This is a genomic window from Janibacter sp. Y6, assembly GCF_040900765.1.
In the GTDB taxonomy this organism is placed as follows: domain Bacteria; phylum Actinomycetota; class Actinomycetes; order Actinomycetales; family Dermatophilaceae; genus Marihabitans; species Marihabitans melonis.
Genome location: NZ_JAKLYZ010000007.1, coordinates 40,845 through 61,891, shown reverse-complemented (window position 1 = coordinate 61,891; position 21,047 = coordinate 40,845). Strand labels below are relative to the sequence as shown.

The following is a 21,047-nucleotide window of genomic DNA, read 5'->3' as shown; positions in this document are numbered from 1 at the left end:
GCATGGCACCGCGACGAGCGCGAGGCGACCCACGACCTACCCTTCGTGCGTGCCTCGCCTCGACCGCCTCGACGCCGACCGCGTCCAGGCCACCATCGCCACCCTCGAGGAGCGCGTGACGACGCGCTTCCCGGACCGCAACCTCCCTCGCGTCGCCCGCGAGCTGTCGACGCTGGCCGACGAGGTCGAGGACGTCTCCGGTGCCTCGCGGGTGCGGCTGCGGATGACGCGATGGCTGTCCTTCGCGCTCGGCCTGGTCATCGTCGGCGTCACGCTCTACGTCGTCGCCGCGGTGCTGCGCGAGGTCATGGGCACCTACGAGGGCGAGGCCGGCCGCTGGGTGCCGCTCGTCGAGTCGGGCATCAACGACGTCGTCTTCGCGGCGATCGCCGTGTGGTTCCTCCTCGCGCTGCCCTCGCGGCTCGAGCGTGCCCGGATCCTCGCCCTGCTGCACCGGTTGCGCTCGCTCGCGCACGTCATCGACATGCACCAGCTGACGAAGGACCCCGAGCACCTCAACCCCGCGTACGTCCCCACCGAGGCCTCGGTCGGCGACGCGATGACCCGCGCCCAGATGGCGCAGTACCTCGACTACTGCTCCGAGCTGCTCTCGCTCACCGGCAAGGTCGCCGCCCTGTGCGCCGAGGCGAGCGAGGACGACGTCGTCCTCGACACCGTCTCCGACGTCGAGACCCTGTGCTCGGGCCTCGCCGCGAAGATCTGGCAGAAGATCTCGCTCCTGCCGGGGTAGCCGCTCGCGGGCAGCCGGGGTGGACAAGAACCCCCGTCGGCCCACCCCCCGCGTGTCAGGGTGGAGGCATGAGCGACCAGCCCACCAGCGACAACACCGACCGCGAGATCGTCGGGCTCGACGAGCACCTCGACGAGGCTCAGCAGGACGTCCGGATCGGCTCCGACGAGACCGACGACCTGCCCATCACGCCCCCCGACATGCAGCCGCGCAACACCGAGCGCGAGATGGCCGGCTGGGCCGAGGGCGAGGAGACCATCGACGAGCGCATCGCGCAGGAGGTGCCCGAGGAGGGCACCGCCTACGGCGCCCCCGACAACGAGAGCGGCCTGGACCGCGAGCCGCGCGTCGGCGGCGACGACCCGCTGTCGATCCCGGCCGAGGACGACTTCGTCTCCGACTCCGCGGCCGACGAGCGGCACGTCTCGCAGGACGACCCGGCCGAGGAGGCCGCGATGCACGTCGAGGGCGACGAGCCCCTCGACGACACGGTCTGAGCGGCGCCCGAACCCGCCGCCCCTCTCTCCACCCGCTGCCCGCCCGGGGCCTGCGACGCCGAGACCCGCTCGTGGTCCGTGACACCCGCTCCTCGCCGACCGGCGGGCACCGGGCCTCGCGGACGACGAGCGGGTCTCGGCGCGGCGGGCGGCCTCAGCCCACCCCGCGCGCGACGAGCGCGTCGAGCACCCGGGCCGGCAGGACCCTCGCGGCGACGGTCGCTGGCTTCGCGCCCGCGCCGATCGCGTAGCGGATCCGGGGGCGATCGGCCGTGGCGGCGTGCTCGATCGCCTTGGCCACGACGTCCGGCGACGACGCGATGCGCTCGATGCCGCTGGAGAGCCCCTTCGCCATCCGCCGCACCCGCGCCGCGTACGGCCCCTCGCCGGACACCTCGACCGCCGAGTCGGTGGCGATCCCGCCCCATTCGGTCTTGATGGCGCCGGGCTCGACGACGCTCACCCGGATGCCGAAGGGGGCGACCTCGGCCCGCAGCGAGTCGCTGAGACCCTCGAGCGCGAACTTGCTCGCGTGGTACCACCCGCCGAAGGGCCCGGCGAAGCGCCCGCCCATCGACGAGACGTTGATGATGCGTCCGGATCCCTGCGCGCGCATCGTCGGCAGGACGAGCTGGATCATCCGGGCCAGGCCGATGACGTTGGTCTCGAGCTGGCGCCGGGCCTCGTCGAGCGGCACCTCCTCGACCGACCCGTACGAGCCGTACCCGGCGTTGCCGACGAGCACGTCGACCCGGCCGTGCTCCTCGAGCACCTGCTCCACCCCGGCCACCATGCTCGCGTCGTCGGTGACGTCGAGGACGAGGGGGCGCACCCCGTCGCCGAGCTCGGCGAGGCGGTCCGCCCGGCGGGCGGCGCCGTAGACGACGAAGCCCGCCCGCGCGAGACGGCGGGCGGTGGCCGCCCCGATGCCCGAGGAGGCACCGGTGACGATCGCGACGGGCGACGAGGTGGGACCGGCCATGACAGCTCCTGGGGTGGGTGAGGGCGGGCACCCATCGTCACCCACGACGGTCCCCCCTTCGCCCGCCGACGTCCCCCTTCGCGCCGGCTCGCCCCCCTTCGCCCGCCGAGCCCCGCTCGTGGTCCGTCATGCCCGCTCCTCGCGGGGCGGCGACGAGCGGGGCTCACGGACCACGAGCGGGGTTCGCGGACCACGAGCGGGGTTCGGCGCGGGGGGGTGGGGGCGAAGGGAGACCGCAGTCCCTCAGTGGTGGAAGGCCGGCAGCCACCGCGGGCCGCGGTGGGCCCGGTCGCCGAGCAGCGCGAGCACCGCGGGGAGCAGCAGGGCGCGGACGACGGTCGCGTCGAGGAGGATCGCGACGGCCAGCCCGACGCCGAGCTGCTTCATGTCGAGCACCGACAGCGTGGCGAAGATCGAGAAGACGCCGATCATCACCGCCGCCGCGCTCGTGACGACCCCGGCGGAGCGGGCCACCCCGAGACGGACGGCCTCGCGCGGCGACGACCCGGCCAGCCGCGCCTCGCGCACCCGGCTCGTGACGAAGACGTGGTAGTCCATCGACAGCCCGAAGAGCACGACGAACATCAGCAGCGGCAACCAGGCCGCGATCGCGCCGGTCGAGTCGAAGTCGAGCACCGACTCGGCCCACGTGCCGGAGAAGATCGCGGTCATCACGCCGTACGCGGCGCCCACGGAGAGCAGGTTGAGCCCGATCGTCGCGGCAGCCAGCCACAGCGACCCGAAGGACAGCGCCATGACGACGAAGGTCAGCGCGAGGACGAAGCCGACGACCCACGGCAGGCGTGAGTCCATCCACTGCGTGAGGTCGGTCGACGCGGCCTGACCGCCGACGTGCACCTGCGCGCCCGGCACGTCGGCGAGACCCGCGCGGATGTCGTGGGCCTCGTCGCGCACCTGGGCGACGACACCGGGCAGGCGCTCGTCGGACGCGCTCATGCCGACACCGACGTCGAGCACGCTCACCGTGCGGTCGCCGGACACCTGCGGCTGGGGCGCCACCCCGGAGACGTGCGGCAGAGCCGCGAGGTCGCCCGAGGAGGCCTCGAGCGCCCGGGCCACCTCGGCCTCGCTGCCGGCCGGAGCCCTGACGACGACCTGGACGGCGGTGCCGTCGCTCGGGATCGCCCGCTCGAGCTGGTGCGTGGCGGCGACGACGGGCAGGTCCTGGGGCAGGGTCTCGACCCCGCCGAGCGCGGTCTTCATGCCGAGCGCGGGGGCGGCGAGCGCGACGAGGAGCGCGGTGACGATCGCCGCCCACGCGAGCGGGCGGCGGGTGGCCACGCCGGCGACGCGGCCCCAGACGGAGCGGCCGGCGGCGCGGCGCGTCTCTCGGCGACGGGCGAAGGGGAGCCGCAGCGCGTCGACCCGGTCGCCGAGGACGGCGAGCAGGGCGGGCAGCACGGTGGCGGAGAAGACGACGGCGAGCGCGACGACGACGATCGTGCCGACCGCGAGCGAGGAGAAGAGCCCGCCCGCGACGAGCATCCCCGCCATCGCGACGACGACGGTGACGCCGGAGATGACGACGGCCCGGCCCGCGGTGGCACCGGCGACGGCGATGGCGTCCTCGACGCTCGCCCCCGCGGCCCGCTCCTCGTGGGCCCGGCGCAGGACGAAGAGCGCGTAGTCGACACCGACGGCCAGCCCGATGAGCAGGACGAGGCTCTGGGCGTTCGGGTCGACGTCGACGGCGCCACGGCTCAGCGCGGCCGTGATGCCCATCGCCGTGACGACGCTCAGCAGACCGAGCACGAGCGGCACGCCCGCGGCGACGACCGCGCCGAAGGCGATCGCGAGGATGACGAGGGTCAGCGGGATGCTGAAGAGCTCGGCCCGGGCGAAGTCCTCGCCCATCGACTCGTCGAGCGCCAGGGAGGCCGACCCCTCGCCGACCTGCCCGACCTCGAGATCTGGGTGCGCCGCACGCACGTCGTCGGTCACGGCGAGGACCGGGCCGACGACGTCGGAGGCGCTCGGCCCCTCGGCCTCTGCGCCTCCGGAGCTCGAGACCGCGTCGAGCTCGACGGGCAGCACGACGCTCGCGCCGTCGGCCCCGGGGACCGGGTCGCCGACCGAGGCGACGCCGTCGACCCCTTCGTAGGCGGCGGTGAGCTCGCGACCGAGAGCCGTCCGCTCGGCCACCGACATCGAGCCGTCCCGCGCGGTGACGACGACGTGCTCGACGGGGGCGCCGCCGAGGTCGGACGCCATCTGGATGTCGACCGCCGCGCGGGAGTCGCCGACGAGCTGGGCCTCGGGCGGGGTCGTGACGATGCCCCGGCTCGCGGCGGCCCCGCCGCCGAGGAGGGCGACGAGGGCGAGCGCGAGGACGACCCACCGGTGGCGAGCGCACCACCGGGCTAGCGGGGACCCGACCGGGCGGGTCGACGCCGGGGTCGGCGGGGGCGTGGGCGGTGCAGGGTCGCGGTGCGGCGTGAGGACGGACATGGGTGGCTCCATGGGGTGGCGAAGGGGTGAGACGTGGCGTGGTCGTGCGCCTCCAACCTCTCGCCGGGCACCCGTGCGCCGCACTGGTGCCGGCGCCCGTCCTCACCGCCGCCGACCCCACCTCGGGGGTGGGGCCAGCCCCACCCCCGACCTGGGTGCCCGCGGGGCAGACGTGGCGAGCGGGTCCTCCTAGGTTTGTCGTCATGACCAGCACCGCCGTCGCCGCCCCGACGCACCCACCCGGCCTGGCCCGCACCTGGGTGCGCGGCTGGGGCTCGCTCGCCCTGCTCCTCACCGACCTGCTCACCGGTGTCGTCGCGATCGTGCTGTCCTCGGTGCTCCTCGCGAGCATCGTCAGCCTGCCCGGTGCCTTCGTCACCCTGCCGCTCGCGGTCGGCACGCTGCTGCTCGGCGGCTGGCTCGGCCGGGCCGAGCGCCACCGCGTCGGTGCCCTCACCGGGGCGACGATCGACCCGCCGACGGTGCGCACCGACCAGCCGCTGTGGCGCCGCCTCGTCCTCGACCCGGCCGACTGGCGGGCCGCCGCGTACTGGGCGCTGCACGCGCTGTGGGGCACCTTCATCGGGGCGGTGACGCTCGCCGTCCTCGCGCAGGCCCTCCTCCTCGCGCTGCTGCCCCTCATCCGTCTCGGCGTCGACGTCGAGACGGTCCGGATCTTCTGGGGCATCCCCATCGGCGACGGGAGCGGGCCGTGGGTCGGCACCGCGATCGGCGTCGTCGTCCTGCTCCTGCTGCCGCTGGCCGCCCGCGCCCTCGCCGCCGTCGACATCAACCTCGCCCGGTGGCTGCTGGGCGCCGACCGCCGCCGCGAGGTCGAGCAGCTGAGCGCCCGGGTCGACACCCTCACCGAGAGCCGGCGCGAGACGGTCGACTCCGTCGAGGCCGAGCGCCGCCGGATCGAGCGCGACCTGCACGACGGTCCCCAGCAGCGGCTCGTCTCGATCGCGATGAGCCTGGGCATGGCCCGCGACGCCCTCGAGCGCGACCCCGCCACGGCCCGCGAGCTCGTCGACGAGGCGCACGCCTCGGCGAAGGAGGCGATCGTCGAGATGCGCCAGGTGGCGCGCGGCATCGTCCCCCCGATCCTCGCCGACCGCGGGCTCGACGCCGCGCTCTCCGCGCTCGCCAACCGCAGCCCGCTGCCCGTCTCCGTCACCGTCCGCGGGGTGGGCCGGGTCGACCCGACGCTCGAGGCGATCGCCTACTTCGTCGTCTCCGAGGCGCTGACCAACGTCGCCAAGCACGCCGCGGCCACCTCGGCCACGGTCGACGTCAGCCGCGCGACCGCCGCCGACGGCGAGGTGCTCGCGCTCACCGTGAGCGACGACGGCCGCGGCGGTGCCGACCCCTCGCGCGGCACCGGGCTCGCCGGCCTGCAGCAGCGCGTCGCTGCGGTCGACGGCCAGCTCTACGTCACCTCCCCCGCCGGCGGGCCCACCACCCTGCACGCCGTCCTCCCCCTTCGTCCCGGCAGGAGCCAGTCATGACCACCCCCACCCCCACCGACCTCACGGTCGTCCTCGCCGAGGACTCGGTCCTCCTGCGCGACGGGCTGGTGCGGCTGCTCGGCGCGTCCGGCATCACCGTGGCCGCCGCGTGCGGCGACGCCGAGAGCTTCTTGCGCGCAGTTGCCGAGCACGAGCCCGACCTCGTCGTCGTCGACGTACGGATGCCGCCGACGTACACGAGCGAGGGGATCAAGGCCGCGCTCGTCGTGCGCGAGCAGCACCCCGACACCGCCGTCATGGTGCTCAGCCAGTACGTCGAGGAGCAGTACGCCACCGAGCTCGTCGCCTCGCGGCCGCGCGGAGTCGGGTACCTGCTCAAGGACCGCGTCGCCGACACCGGCGACTTCGTCGCCGCGCTGCACGAGGTGCACGGCGGCGGCACCGTCCTCGACCCCGAGGTCGTCGGCCAGCTGCTCTCGCGGGCCGCGAACCGCGACCCGCTCGCCGCCCTCACCCCCCGCGAGCGCGAGGTCCTCGGGCTCATGGCACAGGGCCGGACGAACTCCGCGATCGGTGCCGCCCTCTTCGTCTCCGACGGGGCCGTCGAGAAGCACGTCTCCTCGATCTTCACCAAGCTCGACCTGCCGCCGGCCGAGGGCGACCACCGCCGCGTGCTCGCCGTCCTGCGCTGGCTCGACCACGGAGAGGAGCGCTGAGATGGCCGCCGACGACCGCACCCAGCCGGTCCCCCCGCCCCCCGCGGGCTCGACCCCGACCGCGACCCTGGCGACGGCACGACCCGCAGGTGCGGGCGGCCCGGCGGCCCTGCCCGGTCTGCCCGGCACCTCCGGTGCACCCGGCGCCCCCGGCCAAGGGGCACCGCCCCAGCGCCCGCGCGGCGGCCCGACGACCCGGTCTCTCGCCTGGCTCGTCCGGCTCGTCGCCGGGGTCCTCGCCACCCTGCTCGTCCTCGGCGTGATGTCGGGACTCGTCGGGCCGATGATCACCAAGGAGGACCGCCAGGAGCAGGCCCTCCCGGCCGGGATGACGAGCCTGCGCGTCGCCGGGGGCACCGGGTCCGTGCAGGTCCGCGCCGCCGACCCGGGCGAGCGACCCTCGCTGGTGCGCACGACGCGGTGGAGCTTCGTGCGGCCGGAGGTCTCGGTGAGCACGGCCGGCGACGAGGTCGTGACCAGCAGCGAGTGCCGCAGCGGGCCCTTCAGCAACCCCTGCGAGACGCGGTGGGTGCTCGTCGTGCCCGAGGGCACGCAGGTGGGCGTCGACCTCGACGTCGGCGAGATCCGCGTCGCCGGCACCTCCGGCGACGTCGACGTGCAGACCGACGTCGGGGAGATCCGCGTCGTCGGCACGACCGCTGAGCGGGTGACCGCCCGGGCGGACGTCGGCTCGGTGCGGGTCGTCGCGGCGTCTCCCGTCCGCTCGGCCGACGTGAGCACCGACGTCGGCGAGGCCGTCCTCGTCCTGCCCCGCGGCAGCGAGCGCTACCGGGTCGACGTGCAGGCCGACGTCGGCAGCCCCGTCGTCGAGGTCGACGACGACCCGACCGCGGACCGATCGGTGCAGGTGAGCAGCTCGGTCGGCGACGCCCGGGTCCAGTACGCCGACTGAGCCCGAGCAGGAGCACGATGGGGGCATGAGCGTGCAGGGCGTCCTCGAGCCCCTCGACACCGTCCGCGCCGAGCTCGAAGAGCTCTACCGCGACCTCCACGTCCACCCGGAGCTCTCCCACGAGGAGCACCGGACCGCCGGGCTCGTCGCGCAGCGGCTGCGGGCCGACGGCTTCGAGGTGCACGAAGGGGTCGGCGGCACCGGCGTCGTCGGGGTCCTCGCGGACGGCGAGGGCCCCGTCGTCCTGCTCCGGGCCGACATGGACGCGCTCCCGGTGCTCGAGTCGACCGGTCTCGACTACGCGAGCACGGCGACGTCTGCCGACGGCGAGCCGGTCATGCACGCCTGCGGGCACGACGTGCACGTCACCGCGCTCCTCGGGGCGGCCCACCTGCTCGCCGAGGGGTCGCAGCACTGGTCGGGCACGCTCGTCGCGCTCTTCCAGCCGGGCGAGGAGCACGGCGACGGGGCGCAGCGGATGGTCGACGACGGGCTGGCCGATCTCATCCCTTCGCCCGACGTCGCGCTCGGGCAGCACGTCCTCGTCGCCCCGGCGGGCCACGTCGGCACCCGGTCCGGCCCCGTGCTCAGCGCCGCCGACAGCCTGCGGGTGACGATCCACGGGCGCGGCGCCCACGGGTCGATGCCTCACGTCGCCGTCGACCCGGTCGTCGTCGCCGCGACCGCGGTCGTCGCGCTGCAGCAGGTGGTCTCGCGGGACGTCGCGCCGACCGAGCCGGCGGTGCTCACCGTCGGGTCGATCCGGGCCGGCACGACGGCGAACGTCATCCCCGACACCGCCGAGCTGCTCATTAACATCCGCACCTACGACGACGACACCCGTCAGGTCGTCCTCGACGGGATCGACCGGGTCGTCCAGGGCATCTGCGCGGCGGCCGGGACCCCGCACCCGGCAGACGTCGAGCGCTACCAGAGCCATCCGCTGACCGACAACGACGCCGCCACGACGCAGCGCGTCCACGAGGCCTTCTCGGCGGTCTTCGGCGACGCGGTCGTCGAGCTGCCGCTGCAGTCGGCGAGCGAGGACTTCAGCGACGTCCCACCGCGCTCGGGGTCCCGTACACGTACTGGGGCATCGGGGGCACCGACCCCGAGGTCTACCGCCGGGCGCAGGAGGAGGGCCGCCTCGGCGAGCTGCCGGTCAACCACTCGCCGGCCTTCGCCCCCGTCGTCCAGCCCACCCTCGACACCGGGGTGAGCACCCTCGTCACCGCGGCGATGGCGTGGCTGGCGAAGGGGGAGCCACCCGCCGTGTGACGGCGGTCCGCGCGACTAGGTTGAGCCGCATGTCGAGCGTCGTCCCCCTCTCCCGTGTCCCGAAGATCGTGGGGGTCGTCCAGGCGGGTGGTCAGGGCTCCCGCATGGACGTCCTCACCCGTGAGCGCGCCAAGCCCGCCCTCCCCTTCGCCGGCAGCTACCAGCTCGTCGACTTCGCGCTGAGCAACTTCGGCAACAGCGGCATCCCTGACGTGTGGGTCTCGGTGCAGTACGCGGCGTCCTCGCTCGACCGCCACCTCGCCGGCGGGCGCCCGTGGGACCTCGACCGCACCCGCGGCGGCTACCGCCGGCTCGTGCCGGAGGAGGGGCAACCCAGCGGGTCCGGCGGCTTCAGCGCCGGCAACGCCGACGACCTGCTGAAGATGGGGGCACAGCTGCGCGAGGCGGGCGCCGAGGTCGTCGTCGTGACGAGCGCAGACCAGGTCTACCGCCTCGACATGCGCGCCGTCGTCGCCCAGCACCTCGAGCGAGGGTCCGAGGCGACGATCGTCACCGTCGAGGTGCCGCTCGCACAGGCGAAGCACAAGACGGTCGTCGACATCGGACGTGACGGCGTCGTGCAGGGGCTCACCGACAAGCCGACCACCCCGCCGCACGGGACGATCGCCGCCGAGGTCTTCGTCTACGACGTCCCGGTGCTCCTGCGCACCCTCGACGCGATCCGGCACGAGCGGGCGCAGGCCGACCCGGGTCTGACGGAGGGGATCGGCGACTTCCCCGACCGCCTGCTCCCGCGGCTCGTCGAGGGCGGGAAGACCCACGCGTACCCGCTGTCGGGCTACTGGCGCGACCTCGGCCGGCCCTCTGCCTACCTCGCCGCGCACCGCGAGCTGCTGCGTGGACGGGTCGACGTCTTCGACGACCCCTCGTGGCCGATCCTCACCCGGTCGCCCGAGATGCCGCCGCCGATGATGCACGCGGGCAGCGTCGTCGAGGACTCGATGATCAGCCCCGGGTCGCACGTGCACGGCACGGTGCGGCGCAGCGTCGTCGGACCGGGCTGCGTCGTCGAGGCGGGGGCGGTCGTCGAGGACTCGGTGCTCATGCACCGGGTCCGGGTCGCGTCCGGCGCGCAGGTCTTCGCCGCGGTCGTCGACGACTCGTGCCGGGTCGGCGAGGACGCGCAGGTCGGGGCCCAGCCGAAGCGCTGGCCGCCCTCGGACTCCGCCGTCGTGCTCGTCGGTCGTGAGTCGCACGTGGCGAAGGGGGTCGTCCTCGAGCCGGGCGCCCGCCTCGAGCCCGGCACCACCGCCTGACGTCTTCGCTGGTCGAGGTGCGAGGGCATCGTGCCGGGCGAGACCACCCGGGACGATGACCGAGGTGCCGAGGGTGGCTTCAAAGCTCCTTCGTCGCACCTCAACACCGAGGTCGTTGGTCGCGGTCACCTGGTCGCCGCTCCCGCCTTCGCGACCGAGTGAGCGCGAAACGCCGCTACGCCCGCGACGTAGCGGCGAGTTGCGCTCACTCGACCCGGCCGGCTCCCTGTCGGGGCTCGCTGGCGCTCGGCGCCCGAGCCTCGAGACCACTTCCCCTCTACAGCTCGCGGATGTAGCAGAGCATGAGGTCGCCGGTGCCGGGGTCGACGCAGGAGAAGCCCCACCGCTCGTAGAAGCGGCGGGTGTCGATGTCGACGGCGTCGACGTTGATGTCGAGCTCGACGGCCCCGGCGGCGACGGCGTCGTCGAGAGCGCGACCCAGCAGGGCCGCACCCACCCCTTCGTCGCGCAGCGCCGGTCGGACGTAGAGCTCCTCGAGCTGGACGAGCGGGCCGTCGCCGTACGGGGTCGGGCGGTAGGTGAGGTAGGCGAAGCCGATGTCCTCGCCGCCCTCCCGCGCGAGCAGCACGACGACGTCCTCACGCTCGAGCAGCCGCTCGAAGCGTGCCGCGAGGACCGCGGCGGCCGGTGTAGGCGTGACGAACTCGGTGTTGAAGTCGAAGAGGAGCAGCCCGACGGTGCCCGCGTCGGAGGGACCCGCCCGACGGACCTCGAGGTCCGCCGGGCCGGGTGCCGGGCTCTCTCCCCCTTCGCTCAGAGCGTCGCCGCCTCGATCGTGCCGGCGCTGCGGCCGTCGACGTGCACGGGCTCGCTGCCGGGAGCGGTCATCGCGTAGAGGGTGCGGCCGTCGGGGCCGCCGACGGCGCAGGCGAAGGCGTTCTGCGTGGTCTGGACGGTGCCGGTGACCTCGCCGCCCTCGGCGTAGCGCACGACGGCCGCGCCGAGCGCCGCGGCGACCCAGATCCCGCCGTCGGGGTCGGCCGCGATGCCGTCGGGGGCGACCATCTGGGGGGCGGTCGAGGCCCAGACGCGGCGGTCAGTGAGGGAGCCGTCGGGCTGGACGGTGAAGGCCGTGAGCTGCAGGCGCAGGGTCTCGGCGAGGACGAGTGTGCGACCACCGTCGAGCAGCACCATGCCGTTGGGGAAGCGCACGTCGGGCGCGGCGACGCTCACCGTGCCGTCGGGGTCGACCCGCACGAGGGTGGTCAGCCCGGCCTGCTCGTCTCCGAGGATCGTCTCGACGTCGCGCTCGTCCATGTCGGCGTGCAGGTCGTAGCCGAAGTTGCCCACGTAGGCGCGGCCCTGGTCGTCGACGACCATGTCGTTGGCGTGGAAGCCGCAGTGCTGCGAGATGTCGGCGTGCTCGACGAGGCTGCCGTCGGGCTCGAGACGCAGCACCCGGTGGTCGGTCATCGACACGACGAGCATCCGCCCGTCGGGCAACCAGCCCAGCCCGGAGGGCTGCCCGGGCACGTCGACCACCTTCGTCTCGTCACCCGTCTCCGGGTCGAAGGTGTACACCGCGTGCCGGTAGAAGTCGCTGAACCACAGCAGACCACCCCGCCAGCGCGGACCCTCTCCGAAGTCGAGACCGTCACGGACCACCAAGGACGTCGTCGTCATGGCCGCAGCCTCGCACCAGGGGGCCGTTCGCGGAAGGGAATCGCGACGGTGACCTCTCCGGAGCCCTCGGCCGGAGGCCCATGGCGACCTTCGTCGCCCACGACCAGCACGCCCCGATGGCCCGCGCGTCCGGGCGGGCGATGCGAGGCATCGGGCTGCTCGGCGCCCTCGTCGTCGTCGTCCTGCTCCTCACCGGTGTCCTCGACGTCGACGACGACCGCTCGCAGCAGGACGTCGAGCGGGCCGAGACCGAGCTCTCCCGCCGCTGACTCCCCCTTCGCCCCCCGGATACAAAACCCTGCTGGCTGGGTCTTGATGTGCCAGGACCCCTTCGAGACCCTGCTGGCTCGTCGAAGGGCTGCCAGCAGGGTTTTGTCAGATCGGGGTCGCGACGGGGGACGCCGAAGGGGGGCGACTCAACCGTCGCCCGAAACCCGGGTGACTCCGCCGGCCGGCTCGACCAGACTCCTGCCCCGTGGGACACGTCGACGTCAGCAACATCCGGTACTCCCTGCCCGACGGCAGGCCGCTCCTCGGCGACGTGAGCCTGCGGGTGGGCGAAGGGGCGAAGGTCGCGCTCGTTGGGCCGAACGGCACCGGCAAGACCACCCTGCTACGGATCATCTCCGGCGAGCTCGACGCCCACGACGGGGCGATCACCCGCACCGGCGGGCTCGGCGTCATGGCGCAGCACGTCGGCGTCGTCGGGCGCGGCGACGACGAGCAGACGAGCGTGCGCGACCTGCTCGTCAGCGTCGCGCCGCCCGCCGTTCGTGAGGCCGCGCGGGCGATCGACGAGTCCGAGCTGGCGATGATGGAGCGCGACGACGAGCCCGCCCAGATGGCCTACGCGCAGGCGCTCGTCGACTGGGCCGACGCCGAGGGCTACGAGTGGGAGGTGCTCTGGGACGTCTGCACGACGGAGGCGCTCGGAATGCCCTTCGAGCGGGCGCAGTGGCGCGACGTGTCGACCCTGTCCGGCGGCGAGCAGAAGAGGCTCGTCCTCGAGGCGCTGCTCCGCGGGCCCGACGAGGTGCTCCTGCTCGACGAGCCCGACAACTACCTCGACGTGCCCGCGAAGCGCTGGCTCGAGGAGCAGCTGCAGACCTCGCCGAAGACGGTGCTCATCGTCACCCACGACCGCGAGCTGCTCGGGCAGGTCGCGACGCGGGTGGCCACCCTTGAGCCAACCGCCGCGGGCAGCGTCGCGTGGGTGCACGCCGGCCGCTTCGCGACGTACCACCAGGCGCGTGCCGAGCGGATGGCGCGGCTCGAGGAGCTGCGGCTGCGGTGGGACGAGGAGCACGCGAAGCTCAAGGCCCTCGTGCAGATGTACAAGCAGAAGGCCGCCTACAACTCCGACATGGCTGCGCGCTACCAGGCGGCGCGCACGAGGCTGCGCCGCTTCGAGGACGAGGGCCCGCCCGAGGCGACGCCGTACGTCCAGGACGTGAAGATGCGGCTCACGGGCGGTCGCACCGCGAAGCGTGCCGTCGTCGCCGAGGGGCTCGAGCTCACCGGTCTCATGCGGCCCTTCGACCTCGAGCTCTGGTACGGCGAGCGGGTCGCGGTGCTCGGGTCGAACGGCTCGGGCAAGAGCCACTTCTTGCGGCTGCTCGCCACGGGCGGGTCCGATCCCGACGTCGAGCACCAGCCAGTCGGTGACGTACGCCCGGAGCCCGTCGCGCACAGCGGTGTCGTGCGGCTCGGGTCGCGGGTGCGGCCGGGGTGGTTCGCCCAGACCCACCAGCACCCCGAGCTGCTCGGGCGCACGCTGCTGGAGATCCTGCACCGCGGCGACGAGCACCGGGCGGGCATGGGCCGAGAGCAGGCGGCACGCGCCCTCGACCGCTACGGGCTGGCGCGGGCGTCCGAGCAGACCTTCGCGTCGTTGTCCGGTGGGCAGCAGGCGCGCCTGCAGATCCTCCTGCTCGAGCTGAGCGGCGCGACGATGCTCCTGCTCGACGAGCCCACCGACAACCTCGACCTGCACTCGGCCGAGGCACTCGAGGAAGGGCTCGACCGCTTCGAGGGGACGGTGCTCGCGGTGACCCACGACCGGTGGTTCGCGCGCCGCTTCGACCGCTTCCTCGTCTTCGGCGCGGACGGCCGGGTCTACGAGTCGGACGAGCCGGTCTGGGACGAGGGACGGGTGGCCCGCTCGCGCTGACCCGACGAGCTGCCGGGCCGCAGGGCGAAGGGGGACCGAGCTCCCGTCAGCGCTGGGCCGAGGCGCACCGGATGCACAGCCGCGCGGTCGGCTTGGCCTCGAGCCGAGCCTCGCCGATCGGCTCGCCGCACCGCTCGCACGTGCCGTAGCCACCGCCGTCGAGGCGACGCAGGGCTGCGTCGATCTCGTCGAGGTGATCCTGCGTCTGCCGGATGAGCGAGGTGACCTGCGCCCGCTCGAAGGCGATGGTCGCCCCCTCGGGGTCGTGCTCGTCGTCGGCGTTCGAGTCGCGCGAGGCGTCGACGACCATGTCGAAGTCGCCGGTCAGCGCCGCCAGCCGGCGCCGGGCCTCGGCCTGCTCGGCGTCGAGCCGCTCTCTCGCACCATCCATGCGGCCATGCTGCCACCGCTCACAGACAGCCCACCTCCTCTCGACAGCCGACGCGCAGCCAGCAGCGACACTGTGGCTGCACCCCGACCTGAGGAGCGGCCATGAGCACGATCGAGATCCCGATGAAGCCGGACGCGGACCGCACCGTCCGCGAGCTGATCTTCGAGCTGGGGCAGGTTGAGGAGGCCGAGCGCACGGTGCAGCCGCGGTCCACCGATCCCGCAGATCACCGCCGTCGGGCCACCCTGCGCCGCCGCGAGCGTCAGCTCGTCGCCGAGCTGCGCCGCCGCTGATCTGTCCTGCGCACCCCTCATCGGGGTGAGTCCACGCCCCTGCCCCGGTCCCTAGGGTGGACGGATGCCACTGCAGCAGGTCATCCTCGTCCGCCACGGCCAGTCCGAGGGCAACGTCGCCGCCGAGCTCGCCCAGCGCGACGGCCTCGAGCGCATCGACGTCCCCGCCCGCGACCCCGACGTCGAGCTCTCCGCGACGGGCCGTGAGCAGGCCGCTGCGGTCGGTCGGTGGCTCGGCGAGCTCGCCGAGGCCGACCAACCGGGGGTCGTGTGGTCCAGCCCCTACCGCCGGGCACGCCAGACCGGCGAGATCGCCCTTCGCGAGGCGGACGTCGACCTCGCCCTGCGGGTCGACGAGCGGCTGCGCGACCGCGACATGGGCATCACCGACATGCTCACCGCCGACGGGATCACCAAGAAGTACCCGGAGGAGGCCGAGCGCCGGGCCTGGATCGGCAAGTTCTACTACCGGCCGCCGGGCGGCGAGTCCTGGGCCGACGTCGCCGGACGGGTCCGCGCCGTGCTCGCCGAGCTCGCCACGGTCGAGGGTCACGAGGTCGCCCTCGTGACGGCGCACGACGTCGTCGTGCTGCTCTTCTGCTACGTCGCCGAGGGGCTCGACGAGGAGGCCGTCCTCGACCGGTCACGCTCGAACCCCCTTCGCAACGCCGCCATCTGCCGACTCGTGCGCGACCCCTCCTCCCCCACCGGGTGGGCGGTCACCGACTACAATCTCGACGACCACCTCCGGCGCGAAGGGGTCGAGGTCACCGACCAGCCCGGCGCGTCTGACGAGGTCGGCGGCGGCTCCCGCGACGAGCAGAGCGAGGACGTCGATGCCTGAGCAGATCCCCGACGAGGTCAGCGGCGGGACCCTCGCCGACCCCCGACTCGTGACACCCGACGTCCTGCGGCGGTGGCCGCTGCCCGAGCCCACCGGCTCGAAGTACGGCCGCGGCCAGGCGGTGGTCGTCGGCGGCTCCTGCTCGACCCCCGGGGCGGTCCTCCTCGCCGGGGTCTCGGCGCTGCGGATGGGTGCCGGCAAGCTGCACCTCGGGGTGGCCGAAGGGGTGGCCCCTCACCTGGCCGTGGCCGTGCCGGAGTCCGGGGTCACCGCGCTCGCGCAGTCCGCGTCGGGCTCGGTGACCGGCACCGGCGCCGGGGCGGCTCTCGAGCGCGAGACCGGCCGGGCCGACGCCGTGCTCGTCGGGCCCGGTCTCGACGACCCCGAGGGATCGGCCCGGCTCGTCGCCGAGGTCGTGCCGACCCTCGCCCCGGACGCCCCCGTGCTCCTCGACGCCTTCGGGCTCACGGTCCTGCCCGACCTCGACGACGACGTCCTGGGCTCCCTTCGTGGGCGTCTCGTCGCGACCCCCAACCCCGGCGAGCTCGCCCACCTCCTCGACCGCGACGAGGTCGAGGACGACGACGTGGCCGAGGCGACCGTCGAGGCGGCCCGGCGCTACGACGCCGTCGTCGGCTGCGGTGACTGGGTGGCCTCCGCCGACGGCGCCCTGTGGCGGATGACGACCGGCGACACCGGTCTGGCGACCTCCGGCAGCGGCGACGTCTGCGCGGGCGCCGCGCTCGGGCTGCTCAGCCGAGGCGCCGGCCTCGTGCAGGCGCTGGTCTGGGCGAAGTCGGTCCATGCCGCGGCCGGCGACACCCTCGCCATGCGGCTGGGGCGGGTGGGCTACCTGGCCGGCGAGATCCCCTCCGAGCTGCCCCTCGTGCTGCGCACCCTGCGGGGCGACTGACGAGCGGTGTCGACACCCGTGCCGACGAGGGGACGGCCGTCGTGCACCGGCAGGTTGAGGCCAACGTCCTCTCGGCCCGCCCGGGGCAGGGTGGCGAAGGTGCCGCAGTCGAGTCGTTCGCAGGCCCACCGCCGACCAGCCGTCGGTGCGTCGTGCTGCGTCCTGTGGATATGTCGCACTCGCGATCTGGCGACTTCTCTAGCGTCGACGGATGCTCAGACCACAGCGCCGTCGTCATCCCCATGGCCTCATCCCGGTCGAGGGCCTCGTCCCCGCTCCCGGGTGCCCCGAGAAGACCCTCGCCGACCTGGTCCTCGGCCTCGCGATGGATCAGCGCGCCTTCGGCCCGAGGCAGCTCATGGTCGCCTTCGGCGCTGAGGACGGCCGCTTCCTCGGTCTGCACTACTGCACGCGCACCGATCCCCCCGACGACGCTCTCCGCGCCTGCCTGTGGCACTTCGACTACAACGGCCGGGGCGGTGAGCGACGGGCGGCGGCTGTGGTCCTCTGCGACGAGGCCGTCGTGGTCGGCCCCCCGACGGCCGCCTTCACCGCCCGGTTCGAGGCGGGTCGGCTTGTCGCGGCTGAGCACGACGTCCACCTCGTCGACTGGGTGGCGTGCGACGACGAGCAGTTCCGCTTCGCACGCATGCGCCCGTCGGGCCCGACCCCTGAACCAGGCTGGTGGGATGTCCCGCAGGCATCGTGATGATGGGCCCGACCGGACTCGGACGACGCTCGTGACCCCTTGACGTGACCTGCCTGGCTTCCCCTTCGCTACCCTGGTGGTTGCAGATCGCAACCACTACGGACGAAGGGGTCCGGCCATGACGAAGTACCTCATCTCCTTCCCGAGCTCGGCGATGCGCGTCAGCGCCGAGGAGCTGCGGGCGGTGTCGGAGGACTCCCACGCGGTGATCGAGGAGGCCAAGGCGGCGGGCGTGTACGTCTTCGGCGGGGGCATCGACGAGAGCGTCCCCCCGGTGATCGTCGACGCGGGCGGGGTGGTCACCCCTGGCACCTACCCGCAGACCAGCCAGATCGACGGGGGATACCTCGTGCTCGAGGTGGCGTCCCGCCGCGAGGCCGAGGAGTGGGCCGCGAAGGTCGCCGCCTCGTGCCGGTGCAGCCAGGAGCTGCGCGAGTTCGGCTACGACCCGGCGAGCTGAGCCCCCTTCGCCCGGCCTACGGGCAGACTCGCGCGACGTGGCCGGGTGACCCGGCAGGCTCGAGGGCGCGGTCTCGCAGCACCGTCGAGCGGGGCGAGGTGTCGTCAGCGCACATCGCGGCGAAGGTGCGCGGCAGGTTGTCCGTGTACTCGATGTCGAGCACGCGGTCGCCGTAGACCTGCTCGTACGTCGAGCACTCGCGGTAGGCCGCGCACTCCTCGACGACCGCGAAGTCGAAGCCCGCACGCTCGCGCAGGACCTCGGAGTCCGCGGCCGCGTTCTTCTGCCCCACCGCCAGGCCCTCCGCATGGGCTGCGTCGACGAGCCGCCGCGCGAGCGCGACGTTGTCCTGCTGCTCCAGGGCCCCGCCCGAGCGGGTGTAGCTGTCGAGGTTGTCGAGCTCGACCGCGTCGTACCCGTCGTCCGCGCACCCCTCGACCCACGGGACGAGGACGGCCGCGATCTGCTCGCGCCGGGCCTCGCTCGAGGTGTCGAGCAGCACCTCGTCGGGCCAGTCTGGGTCGGTGACCACCCGGCCGTCGCGCCGCAGCAGCGTGTCGTCCGGCCACAGCTCGCGATCGCCCGGCTGGGTCTGGAAGGCGTTGACGTAGCAGACCGAGTACCGGTCGGGATCGGGTCGGGCGGCCCGGTCGCGGACGACGGTCTGGACCGGTCCCGCCGGCGGGTAGGCCCCGCCGAGCTGGTAGTCGAGGCGACCCCCGGCCGGCGGCAGCGCGACCGCAGACGTCGACTGGGACGACCGACCGGAGGGCGAAGGGGTGGAGCGCGCGGCGTCGGCACAGCCGGCGAGCGCGAGCGCGGCGGTGAGGGCGAGTGCCAGGTAGTGGTGGTGCCGGCGATGCCGGTCTGACCTGGACGACATGGGGCGAGGCTATCCAGGGGTCCTGCGAGCGCCGGGTCGCCGTGGCAGGCGGCCCTCCCTTCGCTGAACTATCGTGTTCACATTCCGCACACATGGGACGAGGGGCTGACGAGATGGCCGACCAGGCGCCGACCGGTGCTCAGACGATCGACCGCGGGCTACGGGTGCTGTGGCACCTCGCCGAGCAGCCGGGCGGGGCGAGCCTGGCCACGCTGAGCCGCGACCTCGACATGAACCGCACGGCGCTGCACCGGCTCATAAAGACCTTCTGCGTGCACGACATCGTGCGGCGCGACGAGAACAAGCGCTTCCACCTGTCGTACGGGCTCGTGCAGCTCGCGTCGCACGTCGACAACGACCTGCACCGGCTGGCCTACCCGGTGATGGCGCAGCTGGCCGACGCGACCGGCGGCACCGCGCACATCATGGTGCCGACGAGCGAGGTCGAGGTGCAGGCGATCAGCGTGGTCGAGCCGCGCAATGCCGCGGTGCACCTCGCCTTCCGCACCGGCCACCGTCACCCGATCGACCGGGGGTCGGGAGGGGTCGCGATCCTCGCAGCGCGTCCGCCCCGTGACGACGACTCCGAGGAGGTCCGCGAGGCGCGACGGCTCGGGTACGCACTGTCCTTCGAGCAGATCATCCCGGGCGTCGCCGGGGTCTCCGTGCCGCTGTCGACCCCGACCCCCATGCCCGAGGCCTGCATCGGCATCTCGCTCGTCGACCGCAACGCCGCCGGTCGCGCCGCCCCGCTCGTCGTCGAGGCCGCCCGCGAGCTCAGCTCGCTGCTCTACGCGCACGAAGGGGGTCGCTGACCCCTTCGCCCCTCCCGCGGGCTCGCCCGGGCGAGGGTCAGGCGGTGCGGCTCATCGCTCGAAGGCGATGGTGTGCGAGGTGTACCTGCCGACGTCCTGCGTGCCGTGCACCAGGAGCAGGTCGGCCTCGTCGTCAGCCGCGACGAAGACCGCCAGATCGGCACCCGGCCACCGCTCCCGCGCGGCGGTGAGGACGCTCGTGACGTCGGGCGCACCTGCCCAGTCGTAGTAGTCGACGCAGGTGTCGAGAGTCTCCGGATGCTCGACCGCCACTCGGACCACGAACCGCGGTGCATCCAGGGCGAGGCGGCCGTCCGGTGAGTCAGTCCACCGGAAGTCCTCCATCAGCCCTCACCAGCGGTCCGACCCGACCCCATCAGCGCTCGCCAGGGCCGATGCGCAGGCTGCGGAAGGCGGCGCGCTGCTCGCGGGTGGTGAGCGCGAGGAGGCCGGACCCGCGCAGCTCACCCTCGAGCCGGTTGAGCGTGCGCGTGACGTGGTCGCGCTCGTCGTCGGCGACGACCTCCCAGAACCTCGGGTCACGCCGGAGGACCTTCACCACCCCGTGCATGTACTGCGCGGATCGTGACGCTCGCAGACCGTTGCGGCTCATCGTGGGGTCCTCCCGCTTCGGGCCCTGGCCGGAGCGGTTCGCGGGCCGGGTGCTGTGCTCGTCGCGAACTCTGCCAGGGCGGACGGCTCGTCGCTGGGGAATGCCGTGATTGCTCCCCCCCCCCCCCGGATCCTGGTGACGGGCGCGTCCGAAAGTCACCGTGCGTCGCACTTTCGAGCAGGGCCCTCAGTGAGCAGGGATTTCGAACGCTCCCGAGGCCGGCCCAGGAGGGTGGGTGATGGCTGCTCGAAAAGGATCGGTTGTGAGTAGCTCTGGCCGGTTGTAGCAGGCGCAAGTGACCGGGATGAGCGGCGCCGCCCGTGGGGGGTTGCTACGTGTCGCTCTCCAGCAGTGATACCGGGTCGATCACCTGACGCAGGTCGCCGAGGGAGGCGATCTTCCTGGGGAACTTGTCGGGCGCGTACTCGGTGCGGTGCAGCGATCCGTCTGCGCGCACCTCGTAGACCCCGACCCCTCCGACGGGGATGAAACGTGCCTCGCCCCGCAGACTGGTCTTCTCCAGGAACGCGACGTAGGTCTTTCCCGGCTTGAGCACCGCGATCTGGCCCTCCATCCCACGGACCGGCAGGACACTGACGTCGATGATGGCGCCAGTGGGTGTCTTGCCCTCGAGGTTCTCGGTGACGGTGAATGGGGAGGTGGAAACCATCAGCCCGCTCTTGCCTTCGTCGTCGGCCGGCTCTTTGGAAGTTTGCCCGTCAATGTGGCCCACGACCACCGCGTCTGATCTCAAGATGAGCTCCTCCAGAGTTTCCACCGTGTAGGCACGGCTTGCGCTCCGCACCTGATCGGTGGCTTGCGACGAGGTCTGCTGTGACGGGATAGGGGCTGCACTGTCGGTTGAGCATCCACCCACCAGCAAGAGCACCCCGCCGATCCCCGCCGCGATTACGTGCTCTCTCATGTTCATCCTCCAAGCTGCCGCCATCCAGTTGGACG

At 73.5% G+C, this 21,047-nt stretch carries 24 protein-coding genes; 15 read left to right on the top strand and 9 right to left on the bottom strand.

Annotation, left to right across the window (positions count from 1 at the left end; translation table 11 throughout):
• Positions 1-49: 49 nt before the first annotated feature.
• Complete coding sequence (locus tag L6241_RS14835) at positions 50-751, top strand: hypothetical protein (protein ID WP_068271266.1); 702 nt, start codon at positions 50-52, stop codon at positions 749-751.
• Positions 752-819: 68 nt separating this feature from the next.
• Positions 820-1,248, top strand: a complete 429-nt coding sequence (locus L6241_RS14830; RefSeq protein ID WP_123092697.1) for an adenosine deaminase — start codon at positions 820-822, stop codon at positions 1,246-1,248.
• Positions 1,249-1,402: 154 nt separating this feature from the next.
• On the opposite strand, the gene L6241_RS14825 is transcribed toward L6241_RS14830, so the two are convergent.
• Both L6241_RS14825 and L6241_RS14820 read right to left on the bottom strand, forming a co-directional pair.
• Positions 1,403-2,230: an oxidoreductase gene (locus L6241_RS14825; RefSeq protein WP_368246887.1), complete on the bottom strand. Its 828-nt coding sequence runs from the start codon at positions 2,228-2,230 to the stop codon at positions 1,403-1,405.
• 243 nt (positions 2,231-2,473) lie between these two features.
• Positions 2,474-4,699: an MMPL family transporter gene (locus tag L6241_RS14820; protein WP_368246886.1), complete on the bottom strand. Its 2,226-nt coding sequence runs from the start codon at positions 4,697-4,699 to the stop codon at positions 2,474-2,476.
• Positions 4,700-4,902: 203 nt separating this feature from the next.
• On the opposite strand from L6241_RS14820, the gene L6241_RS14815 reads away from it, so the two are divergent.
• From L6241_RS14815 to L6241_RS14795, 5 genes are all read left to right on the top strand, one after another.
• Positions 4,903-6,207, top strand: a complete 1,305-nt coding sequence (locus L6241_RS14815) for a sensor domain-containing protein (protein ID WP_368246885.1) — start codon at positions 4,903-4,905, stop codon at positions 6,205-6,207.
• Complete coding sequence (locus tag L6241_RS14810) at positions 6,204-6,884, top strand: response regulator transcription factor (protein WP_123092701.1); 681 nt, start codon at positions 6,204-6,206, stop codon at positions 6,882-6,884. The genes L6241_RS14815 and L6241_RS14810 overlap by 4 nt, the downstream gene beginning before the upstream one ends.
• Before the next feature lies 1 nt (position 6,885).
• Positions 6,886-7,797, top strand: coding sequence for a hypothetical protein (locus tag L6241_RS14805; protein ID WP_368246884.1), 912 nt, complete (start codon positions 6,886-6,888; stop codon positions 7,795-7,797).
• Positions 7,798-7,822: 25 nt separating this feature from the next.
• Positions 7,823-9,016 (top strand): amidohydrolase, encoded by a 1,194-nt coding sequence (locus L6241_RS14800; protein ID WP_368246883.1) that lies wholly within the window; start codon positions 7,823-7,825, stop codon positions 9,014-9,016.
• A gap of 88 nt (positions 9,017-9,104) precedes the next feature.
• Entirely contained in the window at positions 9,105-10,352 is a 1,248-nt protein-coding gene (locus L6241_RS14795; protein WP_368246882.1) for a glucose-1-phosphate adenylyltransferase family protein, read from the top strand.
• A gap of 277 nt (positions 10,353-10,629) precedes the next feature.
• Here L6241_RS14795 and L6241_RS14790 read toward each other — a convergent pair whose 3' ends face one another.
• Together L6241_RS14790 and L6241_RS14785 are read right to left on the bottom strand one after the other, a co-directional pair.
• The gene (locus L6241_RS14790) at positions 10,630-11,130 is read right to left on the bottom strand and encodes an N-acetyltransferase family protein (protein ID WP_368246956.1); all 501 of its coding nucleotides are present in this window, start codon (positions 11,128-11,130) and stop codon (positions 10,630-10,632) included.
• Positions 11,127-11,996 carry an SMP-30/gluconolactonase/LRE family protein gene (locus L6241_RS14785; RefSeq protein ID WP_251719596.1) on the bottom strand — a complete coding sequence of 290 codons (870 nt, stop codon included), beginning with the start codon at positions 11,994-11,996 and terminating at the stop codon, positions 11,127-11,129. The genes L6241_RS14790 and L6241_RS14785 overlap by 4 nt, the downstream gene beginning before the upstream one ends.
• Before the next feature lie 80 nt (positions 11,997-12,076).
• On the opposite strand from L6241_RS14785, the gene L6241_RS14780 reads away from it, so the two are divergent.
• Positions 12,077-12,265 (top strand): hypothetical protein, encoded by a 189-nt coding sequence (locus tag L6241_RS14780; protein ID WP_368246881.1) that lies wholly within the window; start codon positions 12,077-12,079, stop codon positions 12,263-12,265.
• Positions 12,266-12,471: 206 nt separating this feature from the next.
• Positions 12,472-14,166: an ABC-F family ATP-binding cassette domain-containing protein gene (locus L6241_RS14775; protein ID WP_368246880.1), complete on the top strand. Its 1,695-nt coding sequence runs from the start codon at positions 12,472-12,474 to the stop codon at positions 14,164-14,166.
• Positions 14,167-14,212: 46 nt separating this feature from the next.
• On the opposite strand, the gene L6241_RS14770 is transcribed toward L6241_RS14775, so the two are convergent.
• Complete coding sequence (locus L6241_RS14770; protein WP_368246879.1) at positions 14,213-14,557, bottom strand: TraR/DksA family transcriptional regulator; 345 nt, start codon at positions 14,555-14,557, stop codon at positions 14,213-14,215.
• 101 nt (positions 14,558-14,658) lie between these two features.
• Here L6241_RS14770 and L6241_RS14765 point away from each other — a divergent pair, with 101 nt between their 5' ends.
• From L6241_RS14765 to L6241_RS14745, 5 genes are all read left to right on the top strand, one after another.
• Complete coding sequence (locus L6241_RS14765) at positions 14,659-14,850, top strand: hypothetical protein (RefSeq protein WP_368246878.1); 192 nt, start codon at positions 14,659-14,661, stop codon at positions 14,848-14,850.
• 64 nt (positions 14,851-14,914) lie between these two features.
• On the top strand, positions 14,915-15,694 hold the full coding sequence (locus L6241_RS14760) for a histidine phosphatase family protein (RefSeq protein WP_368246877.1): 780 nt from the start codon (positions 14,915-14,917) through the stop codon (positions 15,692-15,694).
• A complete protein-coding gene (locus L6241_RS14755) occupies positions 15,687-16,607 on the top strand; it encodes an NAD(P)H-hydrate dehydratase (protein WP_368246876.1) in 921 nt (306 codons plus the stop codon). The genes L6241_RS14760 and L6241_RS14755 overlap by 8 nt, the downstream gene beginning before the upstream one ends.
• Positions 16,608-16,818: 211 nt before the next feature.
• Positions 16,819-17,316 carry a hypothetical protein gene (locus L6241_RS14750; protein ID WP_251719603.1) on the top strand — a complete coding sequence of 166 codons (498 nt, stop codon included), beginning with the start codon at positions 16,819-16,821 and terminating at the stop codon, positions 17,314-17,316.
• Between the two features lie 118 nt (positions 17,317-17,434).
• Positions 17,435-17,776, top strand: coding sequence for a YciI family protein (locus L6241_RS14745; RefSeq protein ID WP_368246875.1), 342 nt, complete (start codon positions 17,435-17,437; stop codon positions 17,774-17,776).
• Positions 17,777-17,792: 16 nt separating this feature from the next.
• Here the strand turns inward: L6241_RS14745 and L6241_RS14740 are convergent, their stop codons facing one another.
• Entirely contained in the window at positions 17,793-18,659 is an 867-nt protein-coding gene (locus tag L6241_RS14740) for an endo alpha-1,4 polygalactosaminidase (protein ID WP_368246874.1), read from the bottom strand.
• A gap of 92 nt (positions 18,660-18,751) precedes the next feature.
• On the opposite strand from L6241_RS14740, the gene L6241_RS14735 reads away from it, so the two are divergent.
• The gene (locus L6241_RS14735; RefSeq protein WP_368246873.1) at positions 18,752-19,474 is read left to right on the top strand and encodes an IclR family transcriptional regulator; all 723 of its coding nucleotides are present in this window, start codon (positions 18,752-18,754) and stop codon (positions 19,472-19,474) included.
• 51 nt (positions 19,475-19,525) lie between these two features.
• Here L6241_RS14735 and L6241_RS14730 read toward each other — a convergent pair whose 3' ends face one another.
• The 3 genes from L6241_RS14730 to L6241_RS14720 all read right to left on the bottom strand — a co-directional run bounded on the left by L6241_RS14730 (position 19,526) and on the right by L6241_RS14720 (position 21,012).
• A complete protein-coding gene (locus L6241_RS14730; protein ID WP_368246872.1) occupies positions 19,526-19,819 on the bottom strand; it encodes a hypothetical protein in 294 nt (97 codons plus the stop codon).
• Between the two features lie 31 nt (positions 19,820-19,850).
• Positions 19,851-20,087 (bottom strand): hypothetical protein, encoded by a 237-nt coding sequence (locus L6241_RS14725; RefSeq protein ID WP_368246871.1) that lies wholly within the window; start codon positions 20,085-20,087, stop codon positions 19,851-19,853.
• 331 nt (positions 20,088-20,418) lie between these two features.
• A complete protein-coding gene (locus L6241_RS14720; protein ID WP_368246870.1) occupies positions 20,419-21,012 on the bottom strand; it encodes a hypothetical protein in 594 nt (197 codons plus the stop codon).
• Positions 21,013-21,047: the final 35 nt, after the last annotated feature.